16 protein-coding genes are annotated in these 14,644 nt (G+C 72.2%); 5 read left to right on the forward strand and 11 right to left on the reverse strand.

The window, feature by feature from the left end:
- Window positions 1–8 precede the first annotated feature (8 nt).
- From ASD62_RS08430 to ASD62_RS08470, 9 genes are all read right to left on the reverse strand, one after another.
- Window positions 9–305: a hypothetical protein gene (locus tag ASD62_RS08430; RefSeq protein ID WP_056915573.1), complete on the reverse strand. Its 297-nt coding sequence runs from the start codon at window positions 303–305 to the stop codon at window positions 9–11.
- Window positions 306–428: 123 nt separating this feature from the next.
- Window positions 429–1,166 (reverse strand): VOC family protein, encoded by a 738-nt coding sequence (locus tag ASD62_RS08435; protein WP_082580638.1) that lies wholly within the window; start codon window positions 1,164–1,166, stop codon window positions 429–431.
- A 2-nt stretch (window positions 1,167–1,168) separates the two neighbouring features.
- The gene (locus ASD62_RS08440) at window positions 1,169–2,584 is read right to left on the reverse strand and encodes a M20/M25/M40 family metallo-hydrolase (RefSeq protein WP_056915574.1); all 1,416 of its coding nucleotides are present in this window, start codon (window positions 2,582–2,584) and stop codon (window positions 1,169–1,171) included.
- A complete protein-coding gene (locus ASD62_RS08445) occupies window positions 2,581–3,306 on the reverse strand; it encodes an esterase family protein (RefSeq protein WP_056915575.1) in 726 nt (241 codons plus the stop codon). Before ASD62_RS08445 ends, ASD62_RS08440 begins: the two co-directional genes overlap by 4 nt.
- Window positions 3,307–3,349: 43 nt before the next feature.
- On the reverse strand, window positions 3,350–4,498 hold the full coding sequence (locus ASD62_RS08450; RefSeq protein WP_056915576.1) for an alpha/beta hydrolase-fold protein: 1,149 nt from the start codon (window positions 4,496–4,498) through the stop codon (window positions 3,350–3,352).
- A complete protein-coding gene (locus ASD62_RS20080; protein ID WP_056915577.1) occupies window positions 4,495–5,439 on the reverse strand; it encodes a Type 1 glutamine amidotransferase-like domain-containing protein in 945 nt (314 codons plus the stop codon). Before ASD62_RS20080 ends, ASD62_RS08450 begins: the two co-directional genes overlap by 4 nt.
- A gap of 15 nt (window positions 5,440–5,454) precedes the next feature.
- A complete protein-coding gene (locus ASD62_RS08460) occupies window positions 5,455–6,678 on the reverse strand; it encodes an acetyl-CoA carboxylase biotin carboxylase subunit family protein (RefSeq protein ID WP_056915578.1) in 1,224 nt (407 codons plus the stop codon).
- The gene (locus ASD62_RS08465; RefSeq protein ID WP_056915579.1) at window positions 6,675–7,700 is read right to left on the reverse strand and encodes an o-succinylbenzoate synthase; all 1,026 of its coding nucleotides are present in this window, start codon (window positions 7,698–7,700) and stop codon (window positions 6,675–6,677) included. The genes ASD62_RS08460 and ASD62_RS08465 overlap by 4 nt, the downstream gene beginning before the upstream one ends.
- A gap of 37 nt (window positions 7,701–7,737) precedes the next feature.
- A complete protein-coding gene (locus ASD62_RS08470; protein WP_056915580.1) occupies window positions 7,738–9,012 on the reverse strand; it encodes an Nramp family divalent metal transporter in 1,275 nt (424 codons plus the stop codon).
- Between the two features lie 107 nt (window positions 9,013–9,119).
- Here ASD62_RS08470 and ASD62_RS08475 point away from each other — a divergent pair, with 107 nt between their 5' ends.
- Window positions 9,120–9,602 carry a glutathione peroxidase gene (locus ASD62_RS08475; protein WP_056915581.1) on the forward strand — a complete coding sequence of 161 codons (483 nt, stop codon included), beginning with the start codon at window positions 9,120–9,122 and terminating at the stop codon, window positions 9,600–9,602.
- Window positions 9,603–9,702: 100 nt separating this feature from the next.
- The gene (locus ASD62_RS08480; protein WP_056915582.1) at window positions 9,703–10,650 is read left to right on the forward strand and encodes a 1,4-dihydroxy-2-naphthoyl-CoA synthase; all 948 of its coding nucleotides are present in this window, start codon (window positions 9,703–9,705) and stop codon (window positions 10,648–10,650) included.
- 100 nt (window positions 10,651–10,750) lie between these two features.
- Here the strand turns inward: ASD62_RS08480 and ASD62_RS08485 are convergent, their stop codons facing one another.
- A complete protein-coding gene (locus ASD62_RS08485) occupies window positions 10,751–11,203 on the reverse strand; it encodes a hemerythrin domain-containing protein (RefSeq protein WP_056915583.1) in 453 nt (150 codons plus the stop codon).
- 66 nt (window positions 11,204–11,269) lie between these two features.
- Here ASD62_RS08485 and menE point away from each other — a divergent pair, with 66 nt between their 5' ends.
- The 3 genes from menE to ASD62_RS08500 all read left to right on the forward strand — a co-directional run bounded on the left by menE (window position 11,270) and on the right by ASD62_RS08500 (window position 13,738).
- Window positions 11,270–12,430 (forward strand): o-succinylbenzoate--CoA ligase, encoded by a 1,161-nt coding sequence (menE, locus tag ASD62_RS08490; protein WP_056915584.1) that lies wholly within the window; start codon window positions 11,270–11,272, stop codon window positions 12,428–12,430.
- Window positions 12,431–12,442: 12 nt separating this feature from the next.
- Window positions 12,443–12,712, forward strand: a complete 270-nt coding sequence (locus ASD62_RS08495; protein WP_056915585.1) for a PLDc N-terminal domain-containing protein — start codon at window positions 12,443–12,445, stop codon at window positions 12,710–12,712.
- A 141-nt stretch (window positions 12,713–12,853) separates the two neighbouring features.
- On the forward strand, window positions 12,854–13,738 hold the full coding sequence (locus ASD62_RS08500) for a 1,4-dihydroxy-2-naphthoate polyprenyltransferase (protein WP_056915586.1): 885 nt from the start codon (window positions 12,854–12,856) through the stop codon (window positions 13,736–13,738).
- A gap of 147 nt (window positions 13,739–13,885) precedes the next feature.
- Here the strand turns inward: ASD62_RS08500 and ASD62_RS08505 are convergent, their stop codons facing one another.
- Window positions 13,886–14,263, reverse strand: a complete 378-nt coding sequence (locus ASD62_RS08505) for a DUF2256 and DUF3253 domain-containing protein (RefSeq protein ID WP_056915587.1) — start codon at window positions 14,261–14,263, stop codon at window positions 13,886–13,888.
- Window positions 14,264–14,644 lie beyond the last annotated feature (381 nt).

Genomic DNA, 14,644 nt, shown 5'->3' on the forward strand with positions numbered 1-14,644 from the left:
ACCGGGGCTCACCGGCGACCGCCCGGTCCGGGCACCTCGCCCAGCAACGCGCGGAGCGCGTCCCGGGCGCGGTCGAGCGCCAGCGCGTGCGACTCCAGGGCGTCCGCGGCGGACTCCAGACCACCGACCGCCCGGCCCAGGCCGACGACCCGGTCCGTCACCACCTCCCGGAACCTCGTCGCCGCGGCGGACCGCCAGGCCACTCCCCTCGTCGCCCCGACGCGGGCCGCCACGTGCCGCACCCGCTCGGCATCCCGCCGCACCTGGCGCGCGACCACCCGCACGTCCTCGCTGCTTCCCACCATGGGTCCACCGTCGCGCCGGTGGCGACCGCTCTCCAGCGCAGGACCACGACCCTGTGGATGCCCCGCCCGGTCCCGCCCGGGTGTGGACGGCCGGGTGTGGACGGCCGGGTGTGGACGGGAGGTTCAGGCGAGCAGACCGGTGTCGGGGTCGCGGTCGGTCAGGCAGTAGCGGGCACCGCCGGGGGCCAGCAGCACGGTCCAGCGCTCGTGGACCGACGCGACCCGGGCACCGAGGTCCTCGTGCTCGCCTGTCACGGCCACCCGATCCGCGCAGGCGAGGTCGAGGTGAGCCGTGACCGTGCCGTCGGGCTGTCCGAGCCGTTGGGTGAGCAGGCGCAGGGACAGGCCGTCGGGCCGGGTCAACGGCAGCAGGCCGGACTCCCCCGGTTCGGTCCCCGGTGCCGCCCATCCGGTCAGGTCGGTCCAGAACGCCAGCTCGGCGGCATACCGGTCGGTGGGGACGTCAAGGCAGACCTGGTCGACCAGGCTCGGCTGACCGGAACGGACCTGGACCCGCGGCTGGGCAGCGGCCGCGACGAGGCAGAAGGCGAAACCGCCGGGCGAGCGGCAGACGACCAACGTGCCGAGGTCGTCCAGCACGACCGCACCGAGGTCGCGGGCCCGGCCGGCCGCCTCGTGCACGTCGTCGACCTCGAGGTCGACATGCACCCCACCCGCTCCACCGGCCCGCTGGACCTTGACCCACGGGTCGCCCTCGGCCGGCAGGAGCGTCGCGAACTCACCGCGGCCACCCCGCCACGGCGAGAGCGTCGAGCGGGTCACCTGCTGCCAGAACCCGAGCTGCTCGTCGAACCCGGCCTGCGGCAGGTCGAGGAACACCCACGCCCACGTGACCTCCACGGTCAGGGCGCAGCCGAGGGGTCGAGCCCGGCCAGCTCCACGAGGAACAGCGCCTGCGCCAGGGCGGTGCGCCGCAGCTCGTCGGGGTGCACGCTCTCGTCCGGGCCGTGGATGCGTGAGGCCGGCTCCTCGACCCCGAGCAGCATGACCTCCGCGTCGGGCACGATGTCGGCCAGCGCGGTCGCGAGCGGGATCGAGCCACCCTGCCCGGCGGTGACGACCTCGCGCCCGAAGGCGCGCTCCATCGCCCTGACCATCGCGGCGTACGCGGGTCCGTCCGTGCGGGCGCGGAACCCCTGCCCGAGAGAGACGGGCCGGATCTCCACCTGCCCGTATGGCGTGTGGGCCCGCAGGTGCGTGATGAGCAGCTCCTGCGCGGCGCGGGGATCGGTCCCCGCAGGCACCCGCAGGTTGACCACCGCGGTGGCCTGCCCCTGCACGGCGGCCGTCACCTGCGCGACGGGTGGGCAGTCGATCGCCAGCACCGTGGCAGCCGGCCTGGCCCACAGCCGGTCGGCGATCCCCGCGCCTCCGCGTCCCCCCGACAGGGGTGCCACCTCGGGCACCACCGCGGCGTCCCGCGCGAACCGCGCCTCGTCGAACTCCGCGCCCTCCCAGGTGCCGTCGTGGTCGAGGCCGTCGATGGTCGTCTCTCCGTCGGCGTCCCGCAGGGAGGCCAGGGCGGTCAGCAGGGCCTGCAGCGCGTCCGGGGCGGCACCTCCGTACATGCCCGAGTGAGCGGGATGAGCCATGGTGCGCACCGTCATGAGGACGCTGCCGGTGCCGCGCAGCGACGTGGTCAGGGTCGGCACCCCGAGCTCGACGTTGCCGGTGTCGGCGAGCACGAACGCGTCGCAGCGCACCAGCTCCGGGTGGGCCCTGGCCAAGGCCTCCATGCCGCCGCTGGACTGCTCCTCGGAGCCCTCGCAGACGACGGCGACCTCGACGGGCCACATCCCGAGCACCGAACGGACGGCCCGCAGGGCGACCAACGTGGCGACGAGGTTGCCCTTGCAGTCCGCCGACCCTCGACCGAACCAGCGGCCGTCACGTTCGGTCAGCTCCCACGGCGGGGTCGACCACGCGTCGAGGTCGCCGACGGGGACGACGTCGTGGTGGGAGTAGAGCAGGGCGCACGGGGCGTCTGCCGGCCCCGGGGACCGACCCACCACGGCGACGGAGCCGTCCGGGGCCTCGACCTGCTCGACACCCTCCACACCCACCTCGGTGAGGAGGGACGCCACGAGGGCTGCCGAGGCCGCGCACTCCGACGCCGGCTCGATCGCCGGGTTCGCCACCGAACGCAGCGCGACCAGCCGCTCAAGGTCGTCGCGCCCACGCGCCATACCGGCCTGGACAGCGGCCGCGAGGAGCTCGGCGAGGGACGATGCCTCGGAGGCGCCGGCCGAAAGCGTCACGGGACCAGGTCGTCGAGGTAGAGGGGCAGCATCTCCCACCAGGTCGGCCAGTCGTGCATGTAGCCGGGACCCCAGTCGTCCACCCGGTTGGGAATCCCCTTGTCCCCCAACACCTTGGCGACTGCCCAGGACTCGCCCACGTCCTCGTAGTCACCGCTGCCCGAGGCCAGCAGGACGAACCGGTGCCGCAACGTCTCGAGCGCATCGCCCTCGAGGCCGGGCACGAACTGCAGCGGCGAGGAGAAGCAGAGGTCGTCGGTGCCGGGGCCACCGATGAACTGCTCGATCGCGTACGTGCCGCTCATGCCGATGGCCGCGCTGAAGAGGTGGGGGTAGCGGCACACCATCGCCACCGCGTTGAACGCCCCGATGGAGGCACCGGCGGTGACGATCGGCTGGGGTCCGTTGCTGTCCGCGTGGATCGCGGGGACGACCTCTTCGGCGACGGCCTGGTGGTAGGCGTTGAACAACCACATCCGAAACTCCGCGGAACCCGCCTTCTGCGCCATCGCCCGTCCTGCGGCGCTGTCGCAGGAGTAGACCTTGATCCGCCCCGCGTCGATCATCGGTGCGAGCCGGCCGACGAGGTGGTTGCGCTCGACCTCCTCGGCGTCACCGCCCGCGGTGGGGAAGAGCAGGACCGGCACGCCGTAGTGCCCCCACCGGACCAGGGACAGCTCCTGCCCCATCCGGTCGGACCACCAGCGTTCGCTGACCTTCACGTGTGCCTCCTCCTGGTGCTGCGGGTACCCGGCGTCGCCGGCTTCACTCGTACACGAACTTCTGCGGGCCGGGGAAGATCCACGACAGGCCGTCGCGCAGCCGGTCGCGCCAGTCCTCCCAGTTGTGCCCGTCGCGGGCCTCGACGTACTTCACGGTCATCCCGGCGCCACGGAACACCGGGACCATGGAGCGGTTCGGCGTGATGAGCGGCTCGTACGTGCCGCAGGACATGAAGATCCGCTCGACCGGGCGGGTCGGCTTCTCCCGGTAGCGGTTGACGAACTTCACCACCGGGTCGAAGTAGGGGCCACCGCCGTGGTCGGTCCCGATGTCGGTGAAGACCATCGACGCGGACTGCAGGAACAGCGACCCGAACTCGCCCGGGTACCGCACGGCCGTCGACAGGGACGCGATCCCGCCGAAGCTGGACCCCATCAGCGCACGGCCCTGCGGGTCGTCGAGCAGGGAGAGGCGCTCGGCCAGGCGGGGCACGAGCTCGCGCGCGATGAACCGGGCGTGCGGCGCGTGGTTGGGGTACTCCTTGAGCCGGTCGCGCGGCGGCACGAACGCGACGACGACCGGTGCGACGTCGAGGCGGTGGATGAGGTTGTCCAGCACCGTCTTCATCGCCGCGTAGTCGAGGTAGTCGTTGCCGTCGTGGACGACGAGGAGGGGGTAGCGCAGGGCGGTGTTGTACCGCGCCGGCAGGTAGAGCTTGACCTCCTGCTCGCGGCGAAGTGCCTTGGACCGCAACACGTCCTCGACGATCTCGCCCTGGCGCGCCTCGGGGTCGTGGTGCACCCAGTCGGGCACCTCGTACCCCGTCGCCGCGCAGACCGAGCTCGACCCCATCGGCGAGTGCGCGACCTTGGGGTTGAGCGGGTCGTTGAAGGTCTCGTAGTGGTCGCCGCGTCGCGTCTCGAGCTGGTACTCCACCCGGGACCCGCTCGGCAGCACGGTCGTCGCCGCCCACAGGTCGGTGTCGGGCAGGCGCCGCATCGGCAGCGGGTCGGGGAGCCCGACGACGCGGTGCCGCACCCGCACCTCGTCGGCGTCCCCGCGGAACAGGAACGTCGCCCGCTCCCCCTCGATGACCGGCGAGGGGTGCCGGGCGAGGAAGCGGTCGATGGCGGCACCGTCGACGGGTAGCCGTTCCCTGAGCCGGTTCACGGCCAGCCTTCGCTCGTTCACGCGGTCGCCCCCAGCTCGTGCACGGCACCGTCGACACCGAGGATCCGTGCCCCCTTGGGCAGCCCGCCGTCGGGCGTGAGCTCGAGGGCCGTCCCGTCGTCGAGCAGCACGCAGTGCGCATCGGTGAAGCGTCGGGCCATCACGGCGCAGCGGTCCTTGTCGTCCAGCCGCAGGCGGCGCCGGGCGTGCGGCAGCGCCACGACCCCCTTGACCCGTCCGAGCCCCCGGTCGTAGACCTCGGCCTCGGTCGCGCCCTCCGGCCCGAACTCGTGGAACAGCACCACCCGCTCGGTCAGGGCCATGGCCCCGGCCGACCAGGCGATCACCGGCATCGAGTCGGGGATGCGGATCGCGAACAACCGCAACGCTCGCAGCAACGTGCCGACGTGCCCGCCGGTCAGGACGAGCGCGGCACTGTCGGCGAGGGCCGCCTCGATCTCGCCGCGGTGCCATGCGATGACCCCGCTGGAGTCCAGGGGAGCCGCGGCGTCGAGGTCGGCGTAGAGGTTCTTGAGCTGCGCGGCATACCAGGCATCCACGTGGCGCACGCCCTCGATGGCGTCGTCGACCGCCCCGTATGCCGCCTGCGCGCCCCACGTGCGGGACTCCCCGTCGCGGGTGCGTCGGACCACGGCGTGCACGCCCTCCATGGCGTGCTGGAGGCGCAGCCGGTAGAGCGACAGGAGCGCGTCGTGGTGGTCGCGGAAGGTGAGGGCGGCGGCGGCGAAGACCTCGTCCTTGGCGATGACGTCGAACGTCCGGTGGTAGAGCCGCAGGTGGGTCGCCCGCCCCTCGAGCACCGTGTCGAGCTCGTCGACGACGTCCTCGCGCTCCTCCCACCCGGCGTTGACGGTCGCCACGGGACCGTCGACGCCGAGCGAGCGCAGGGCTGTGCCGGCCGTGGTCATGAACCGCTGGGGTCCGAGCAGGATGGTGCGCATCAAGGGATTTCGTGACTAGCCGGCGTACACGTGGATCGAGCTGCCGACGTCGTCGAGCATGGCCCGCAGGGTGTCGTAGTCGGGGTGGCGCATGCGGACGTAGGCGTTCGCCATGTAGCCGGCCTCGACCGCCTGGGTGTGGTGGCCCTCCGGGGGGAAGTGGGCGTCGATGACCCACTCGCCGTACCGTGCCTGCACGTCGTCGATGCCGCTGTAGCCCCGGATCTGGCCGTCGGCGTCGGGCCGCAGCGCGACGATGCCTGCGGAGTAGGGGCGCAGCATCTGCCGCTCGGGGACGCCGTGCACGATCACGTGCGCCCACTCGCGGTAGACGTCGACGTCGTTGCTGGCGGAGTAGAGGTCCCAGCAGCCCACCCCCGGCGGGCGACAGCCGATCTCGGAGAACTTCAGGCCCTTGGGACCGTGGAACCACTCCATGTGGGTCGCCGACGTCCCGATCCCGAGGGCCGTGATGACGCGTTGGCCCATGTCGGCGACCTCGCGGTAGAAGTCGGAGTCGGCCACCCGGTTGGTGGTGACGAACTGCGGCGAGATCCAGCGCGTGCGCATCGCCTCGAGGACGTTGGGGTAGTAGTGCGTGGTCCAGTCGTGGACGATCCGGCCGTCGCTGGTGATGGTGTCGTAGAAGCCCTCGTGGCCCTCGACGAACTCCTCGACGGCGATCGACTCGGCGCCGTGGCTGCCGAAGTCCACCAGGGCCCGCGCCAGCTGCGCGTCGTCGTCGACCCGGGTGGTGTCCTTGGCCCCGGCGCCGTCGCGCGGCTTGAGGATGAGCGGGTAGCCGTGCTCCTCGGCGAAGGCCCACACCTCGTGGGCGTGGTCGACCCCTCGGGAGGCCGCCGTCGGCACCCCGGCCTCGCGGAGCGCCTGCTTCATCGAGGGCTTGTCGCGGCACAGCCAGGTCGTGCGGACGGAGGTACCGGGGATCCCGGTGGCCTCGCGCACGTGCGCAGCCGTCATCGTGTGGGCCTCGACCGTGGCCTCGAGCCGGTCGACCCAGACCTTGGTCTGGATGAAGCGCACCGCCTCGGTCATCTCGTGCAGGCTCGTCACCGACCCCACGCGGTAGTAGCCGGTCAGCGCGTCGCGGAGCTCGTCGTCGAGCTGCCACTCCTCCGACTCGCCGATGCCGATGACGTTGGCACCGACCGACGCGAGCGCGAGGGCGAACCGGCGCTGGTTGGCGGGGAACCCGGGCTCGACGAAGATGACGTTCACGGGTCGACCGTAGCGCCGCCGAGCAGGGCGTGGCATGCGGTGACGCGCTCGCGCCACCACGCGATGCGGTCGGCGGGAGCCTTCCACCGGTCCAGCAGGGCGTCGTCCGCCTCGACCCGGCCCACGGGCAGGGCGCCCCCTGCCGGCAGGAGGGACGGGGCCGTGACGTCGCCGTCGAGCAGTGCGACCGTGCCCAGGCCGCAGGCGTACGGCAGGTCGGGCAGGGCCGCCGCGAGCGCCACCCCCGCCGACATCCCCACGGAGGTGTCCAGGGCCGACGAGACGACCGCGGGCAGGCCGCAGGCCTCCACCACCGCCAGGGCTCGGCGCACGCCGCCGAGCGGGGCGACCTTGACGACGACCAGGTCCGCCGCCTCCAGCCGGGCCACCCGGATCGGGTCCTCGGCCTTGCGGATCGACTCGTCGGCCGCGACGAGGACGTCGATCCCGTTGCGCGCCAGGACCAGTCGCAGCTCCCGCAGCTCCTCCACGGTGGCGCAGGGCTGCTCCGCGTACTCCAACCCGTGGGGCGCCAGCCGTCGGAGCGCCTCGGTCGCCTCCTCGACGGTCCACCCGCCGTTGGCGTCGACGCGGATGCGCCCCGCCCGACCCAGCGCGTCGCGCACGGCCGCCACCCGGTCGACGTCGTCCTGCACCGACTGGCCGCGCTCGGCCACCTTCACCTTCGCCGTCGTCGCCCCGTCGAACCGCGCCAGGACCTCGCCGACCCGGTCAGCTGCCACCGCCGGGACCGTCGCGTTGACGGGGACGCGCTCTCGGAGCGGGTCCGGCCACGCGCCATACGCCGCCTCGACCGCGGCGGCCAGCCACCGTGAGGCCTCGGGCGGCTGGTACTCGAGGAAGGGCGAGAACTCACCCCAACCCGACGGACCACGCAGCAGGGCGGCCTCGCGCAGCTCGACGCCGCGGAAGCGGACCCGCATCGGGATCGAGACCACGCGCAGGTCGGCGAGGAGGTCGCCGAGCGGGGGCACGTCCGGGCCGGCGGGGTGGTCGCTCACCCGCCCATCCAACCGCTCTCCCGGCCGACGGTGAACCTCAGGCGGCCCGGACGGCCTTCTGCACCTCGTTGGCGGCGAGCGCGATGAAGGCCGCCGCGCACAGCACCATGGCGATGTTGGACGGCAGCTTGTTGCGCCACTCGCGCGGCACCCGGTCGGTGTTGAGCAGCCACAGCAACGTGATCGACAGGAACGGCATGAAGAACGCACCCAGCACGCCGTACGCGAGGATCAGGTAGACGGGCTTGCCGAGGAACATCATGAGCATCGGCGGGAAGGTCAGCCAGAGGATGTAGGCGCGGTACCACTTGCCGCCGAGCCGGACGTCCGGGTGGTTCTCGCGGAGCCCTCGCACGTGGCCCACGAAGTCGGCGAACATCATCGAGACGCCATTCCAGACCCCGACGAGCGAGGACATCGCCGCTGCCCAGAAGCCGACGAGGAACACGCTGCCCGCCCACGAGCCGTACCGGGCGGCCAGGACGTCGGAGAGGTTGAGCAGGCCCTCGTCACCGGTCTTGATGGCGATGTTGGCGGAGTAGAGCAGCTCGGCACCGACGATCAGGGTCGAGACGACGAAGATGCCGGTCACGACGTAGGCGACGCCGTTGTCGATCCGCATGACGCGCATGTGGCCGGGCGTGGTCCAGCCCTTCTCCCGGATCCAGTAGCCGTAGGCGGCCAGGGTGATCGTGCCGCCGACGCCTCCGGCCACCGACAGGACGTTGACGAGGGCACCGTCCGGGATGAGGGGGACCAGGCCTGCGGCGAGCTCGGGCAGGTTGGGCAGGGTCAGGATCGCGGCCCCGACCATCGTCACGAACATGATGCCGACCAGGGCCGCGCAGACCTTCTCGAACAACGCGTAGCGGCCCCACCAGACGAGGACGAGCCCGAGCAGCCCGGAGAGGATGCCCCACACCGCCACCGGGAGGAACGGCATGAGCGAGTGCAGCGGCAGTCCCGTGCCGGCCATCGCCGCGGCGCCGTAGACGAAGCCCCAGATGACGATGTACGGCCCGAAGTAACAAGTCGTCCAGCGGCCGAGCGTGGACCAGCCCTGGTAGATCGTGCGGCCGGTCGCGAGGGAGTACCGGCCGGCGCCCTCGACGAGGACGACCTTCATGATGCAGCCGACGACCACGGTCCAGAGCAGGGCGTAGCCGTACTTGCTGCCGGCGATGAGGGTCGCGACGAGGTCGGCGGCACCCACGCCCGTGGCGGCGACCACCAGCCCCGGGCCGACGAGGCTCCAGCCGGGCCTGCGCCCGCCGGTCGTGGTCGAGGTGGTCGTGTCGGTGGCACTGGCCATGGGTCACTCCGGTGTCGGCGCTGACAAGGAGCGCCCCACGCTATCCGGAAACGGACATAACGGTCCATCGCGGGCAGTGGTCCCCGGGGGCACGTAGCGTGTCGGACATGCCTACGTTGTCCGACTTCGCCGCCACCACCCTCGAGGGATCCGACCAGGACCTGTCCGCGTACGCGGGCAAGGTCGTCCTCGTCGTCAACACCGCCAGCCAGTGCGGCTTCACGCCACAGCTCGGCGGCCTCGAGGAGCTCTACCGCACCTACGCCGACCAGGGCCTCGTGGTCCTCGGGTTCCCCTGCAACCAGTTCGGTGGCCAGGAGCCCAACACCGAGGAGCAGATCGGGTCGTTCTGCGAGCGCAACTACGGGGTCACGTTCCCGATGTTCGCCAAGGTCGACGTCAACGGCGACGACGCCCACCCCCTCTACGACTGGCTCAAGTCGGAGAAGGGTGGCCTGCTCGGCAAGAAGATCAAGTGGAACTTCGCCAAGTTCCTCGTCGGCCGCGACGGCCAGGTCATCAAGCGTTTCTCCCCCACCACCGAACCGAGCAACCTGACCAAGGACATCGAGAAAGCCCTCGCCGCCTGACGCCGTCCCCCTGCTCCAGGGGGCGCCCCACCCGATGGGTGGGGCGCCCCGCGTCGTCCCTGCCCCGCTCGCGGAAGGCCCGCGCGGGTAGCCTCGCGGCGTGAGCGAGCAGCCGACCGTCAGCGAGACCTTCGACCCGAGCGCGTGGGAGCCGGTCGACGGCTTCGCCTTCACCGACATCACGTACCACCGAGCCAACGGCCTGGGTGCGGTGCGGATCGCGTTCGACCGGCCCGAGGTGCTCAACGCGTTCCGGCCGCACACCGTCGACGAGCTCTACCAGGCGCTCGACCACGCGCGCCGCACCCCCGACGTCGGCGTCGTCCTCATCACCGGCAACGGCCCCGGCCCCGCTGGCACCGGCGCGGAGGGCAAGTGGGCGTTCTGCTCCGGCGGCGACCAGCGCATCCGAGGCCGCTCCGGCTACCAGTACGCCAAGGACGACTCCGACGACACGGCTGCGGGGGTGGACGACCGCCGGGTCAAGGCCGAGGGCGGACGGCTGCACATCCTCGAGGTGCAGCGCCTGATCCGCACGATGCCCAAAGTCGTCATCGCCGTCGTCCCCGGCTGGGCGGCCGGTGGCGGCCACTCGCTGCACGTGGTCTGCGACCTCACGATCGCCAGCCGGGAGCACGCGAGGTTCAAGCAGACCGACGCCGACGTGGGCTCGTTCGACGGCGGCTACGGCAGCGCCTACCTCGCGAAGATGGTCGGCCAGAAGTTCGCCCGCGAGATCTTCTTCCTCGGTCGGACCTACACCGCCGAGGACATGCAGCGGATGGGCGCCGTGAACATCGTCGCCGACCACGCCACCCTCGAGGCCGAGGCCCTCCAGGCGGCCCGCGAGATCATGGGCAAGAGCCCGCAGGCGCAGCGCATGCTCAAGTTCGCGTTCAACCTGCTCGACGACGGGTTGATGGGCCAGCAGGTGTTCGCCGGGGAGGCGACCCGGCTCGCCTACATGACGGACGAGGCCGTCGAGGGCCGCGACCAGTTCCTCGAGAAGCGCGACCCCGACTGGTCCCCCTACCCCTGGTACTTCTGAGCCAACGCTCCATGATCGGGGTCGCCCCTTGATCGGGGTGGCCGCCTGGTCGGGGTGGCGCCCTGGTCGGGGTGAGCCGACGCCCTGACCGGGGCGGGCCTCAGCCGGAACCGCCGAGGTCGACGTCGTACGCCTCGTAGACGAGGTCGGCGCCCTTCTGCCGGTGCCGCACCAGCTGCCCCATCAGCGTGGTGACCTCCTCCCGGAACACCGGCAGGTCCGCCATCGTCCCCCCGTGCTCGAGGACGGCGAGGTAGGCGTCGATGTCCTCGCGGTACCGCTCGTGCTCCCGCAGCAGCCGTTCCACCCGTCCCGTGAGCCGGGGCGAGTCGCGCCGGACCGAGGCGTAGAGCCCTCCGGGTCGCTCGGTGAGGTCGACGTGGTCCCGGAAGTCGTGCGCCAGCTCGGCCAGGGCAGCCCGCACCCTTTCGCGCCACGCGCCGCCCCTCGCGATCGGGGAGGCCAACGCCTCGTCGACCGCCGCGACCGAGTCGCGCAGCTCGGCACGGTGGTGCCGCACGCGCTCCAGGTATGCCGCGAAGTCCGCGTCCATGGCACCTCCCGCAGCCATCGTCCCGCCGCCGGGTGCCGCCGTCCAGCGCGGGTCTAGCCTGACCTCGTGACGTCCCTGCGCCCACTTCCCATCGCCGCAGGACCAGCGGCCGCGCACGCCCTTCCGGTGCTGCGCGACGCCGTGGGAGGCGAGTTCGCCGTCCTCCCGTATGCCGCGGGAGGGGACCCCGTTCCCGTCCCCACCGGTGCAGTCCCCGACGAAGGCACCGCCCTGGTCGTGGGCACCTCGGGGTCGACCGGGAGCCCCAAGCTGGCCATGCTCCCGGCGACGGCTCTGGCAGCCAGCGCCCGGGCCACCCATGAACGCCTCGGCGGCACCGGCTCGTGGCTGCTCGCGATGCCGCCGCACCACATCGCCGGGGTCCAGGTGCTGCTGCGCTGCGTCGCCGCGGGCACCGAGCCGGGGTTCGTCGACCTGTCCGACGGGTTCACCGCAGCCGCCTTCGCGGCGGCGGCGGACTCCTTCGACGGCGACCGGCGCTACACCGCCCTCGTCCCGACCCAGCTCCTCCGGGTGCTCGACGACGCGGGAGCCACCCGAGCCCTGGCCGGGTTCGACGCCGTCCTCGTCGGGGGAGCCGCGACATCGCCCGCCCTGCTCGTCCGCGCCCGGGAAGCGGGCGCCACCGTCGTCACGACCTACGGCATGAGCGAGACCTGTGGTGGTTGCGTCTACGACGGGACGCCCCTGGCCACCACCGCGATCCGCACCGACGAGGAAGGACGCGTCCACCTCGGCGGCGACACCCTGGCCAGCGGCTACCTCGGCCGTTCTGACCTCACCGCCGAGGCCTTCGTCACCGACGACGAAGGGGTCCGCTGGTTCCGCACGGACGACCTCGGCCACCGTGACCCCGAGACCGACCGCTGGCACGTCGATGGCCGCATCGACGACGTCATCACCACCGGCGCGATGAAGATCTCCCCACGGGTCGTCGAAGAGGCCCTGACCTCCCTGCCCGACATCGCCGAGGCCGTGGTGCTCGGTCTGGAGGACCCCGAGTGGGGGCAGGTCGTCGCGGCCGCCGTCGTCGTCGCGCCTGGCGTGCGCCACCCCTCGGTCGTGCAGCTGCGGGACGCCTTGCGGGGTGGCCTCGCCGACCACGCCCTTCCCCGGCGCCTCGTCGTCCTCGAGCAGCTGCCCCTGCGTGGCCCCGGCAAACCGGACCGTGCGGGGATCGCTGCCTTGTTCCACACCCGGCCATGACACGATGGGGACATGCTCCGGCTGCTCCCCTGGCTCGCGACGGTCGCCCTGACCGTCTATGCCGTCGTGGACTGCATCCAGACCGACGAGTCCCGGGTCCGCAACCTGCCCAAGCTGCTGTGGATCCTGTTGGTGCTGTTGTTCCCCCTCGTCGGCCCGATCGCCTGGCTCGTCGCCGGCCGACCGCCGAGGTCCACCCCCGGACAGGGCCAGGGCCCGAGACCGCAGACTCGTCCTCCGCGTGGCCCCGATGACGACCCGGACTTCCTCCGTAGGCTCTGAGCAGCGGTCCTGACGGGAGCGCCCGAGCAGCCCGCGCCATACCCGGCCCGGCTCCTGCACCCAGCACTGCGGCGCTGAACCCGCGCCAAGACCACCCAGACCCCACCCAGCAACCCACCGGCAAGCGAGAACACACACCGAATGGCCACCCTGTCCCAGTGGATCGCCGGTGCGCGCCCGCGCACCCTCCCCGCCGCCGTCGCCCCCGTCGTGGTCGGCACCGCCGCCGCAGCCCCCTTGGACGAGGCGAACCTCGGCCTCGGGCTGCTGGCCGTGCTCGTCTCGCTCGGGCTGCAGGTCGGCGTCAACTACGCCAACGACTACTCCGACGGCATCCGCGGCACCGACGCCGACCGGGTGGGGCCCATCCGGCTGGTCGGTCAGCACAAGGCCGATCCGCAGAACGTCAAGCTCATGGCGTTCGCGTTCTTCGGGGCGGCGGCGCTCGTGGGCCTCGCGCTCGTCGCCATCAGCCAGACCTGGATCATGATCCCCCTGGGTGCCCTCGCGGTGATCGCGGCCTGGAAGTACACCGGCGGTGACAACCCCTACGGCTACCGAGGTCTCGGCGAGCTCTACGTGTTCCTCTTCTTCGGCCTGATGGCCACCCTCGGCACGCTCTACACGCAGGCGCACGAGATCACCGCGCTCGGCGTCTACGGGGCCGTCGGCGTGGGCGCGATCGCTTCGGCGATCCTCGTCGCCAACAACCTGCGCGACATCCCCACCGACCGCGAGAGCGGCAAGCTCACCCTGGCCGTGCGCCTCGGGGACCGCGGCACCCGCATGCTCTACGTCGCGCTGGTCGTCGTCGCCGTCGTCATGGTCGTGCTCATCAGCACCCAGCAGGTGTTCGCGCTGATCGCCCTGCTCTCGTTGGTCGTGGTCGCGCGCCCGATGCGTGGGCTGCTGGCCGGGGCCACCGGGCGCGACCTCGTGCCCGTCCTCGCGTCGACCGGCATCTTCGAGATCGTGTATGCCGTGCTGCTCGCCGCCGGCATCGCCCTCAGCCTCAGCGTGGGCTGAGCCTGCCGGCACCGCGCGGTGTCGCCGACGCGTGCCACGTCCACGGCTCCGCGCCCGGAGTGCGTCCACCGGACGGCCCGGTGAGCGGATGCCTCCGACCGGCGTCCGTCGGTCAGGTGACCTGTGGCGCTGCGCGGTCAGGCGCCCTCAGCGTGGTCGGCGCACCCGGATCGGGCCCTTGAACCTGCTGGGATCGACGACGTGTCCGCCTTGGGTGATCTCGGCCCGCCCCGCCGCCACCAGTCGTCGGGCGGCCATCCGCGCCGGCTCCATCAGCTCGGACCAGTCGTCGGCACCGACGGCGCGGGCCGCCTCCGACGGGCACACCGAGGCACTGGTCGAGCGGCCGTCCAGGAGGGACTCCAAAGAGGCCTCGAGCTTCCGGTCGACATCGCCGACGCCGTGCTTGCGGCAGTTGTCCGAGCACCAGCGCACGGACTCCCAGTCGCGAGCCCAGACCTTGCGCCAGGTGATGGTTCGACCGCATCGGGCGCAGGGTTTGGACGGCAAGGGGTGACGGGGCATGCCTCCAGTCTCTCCCGGGGACGTCCTCGCGGCGCGGCGGCATCACAGGACTCGAGCGCCGTCCGCTCGGGACGGCGAGCGGACGGCGCTCACCTCGTTGGTGACGGGCATGCCCTTCGACCCCGCCGTCGGGGGCGGGTGTGGGGCGGGGTCACGCTCGTTCCTGCGCAGCCCGGCGGGCCAGGAGCTGGTCGTAGCTGCCCAACGTCAGGTCCCACTCCACCCGTTCACCCCCACCACCACCGCCGCTGGTCCTGCCGCCGGGGTCGCGCACGACCTGTCCGGCCAGGCGACGGGAGTGAACGATCGTGTGGTGCCCCCGCACAGCAACGCCGCATTACCCAGGTCCGAACGACCGAAATCGGCCCAGTGCACCAGATG

This window comes from Phycicoccus sp. Root563 (genome assembly GCF_001427915.1).
Taxonomy (GTDB): Bacteria; Actinomycetota; Actinomycetes; order Actinomycetales; family Dermatophilaceae; genus Pedococcus.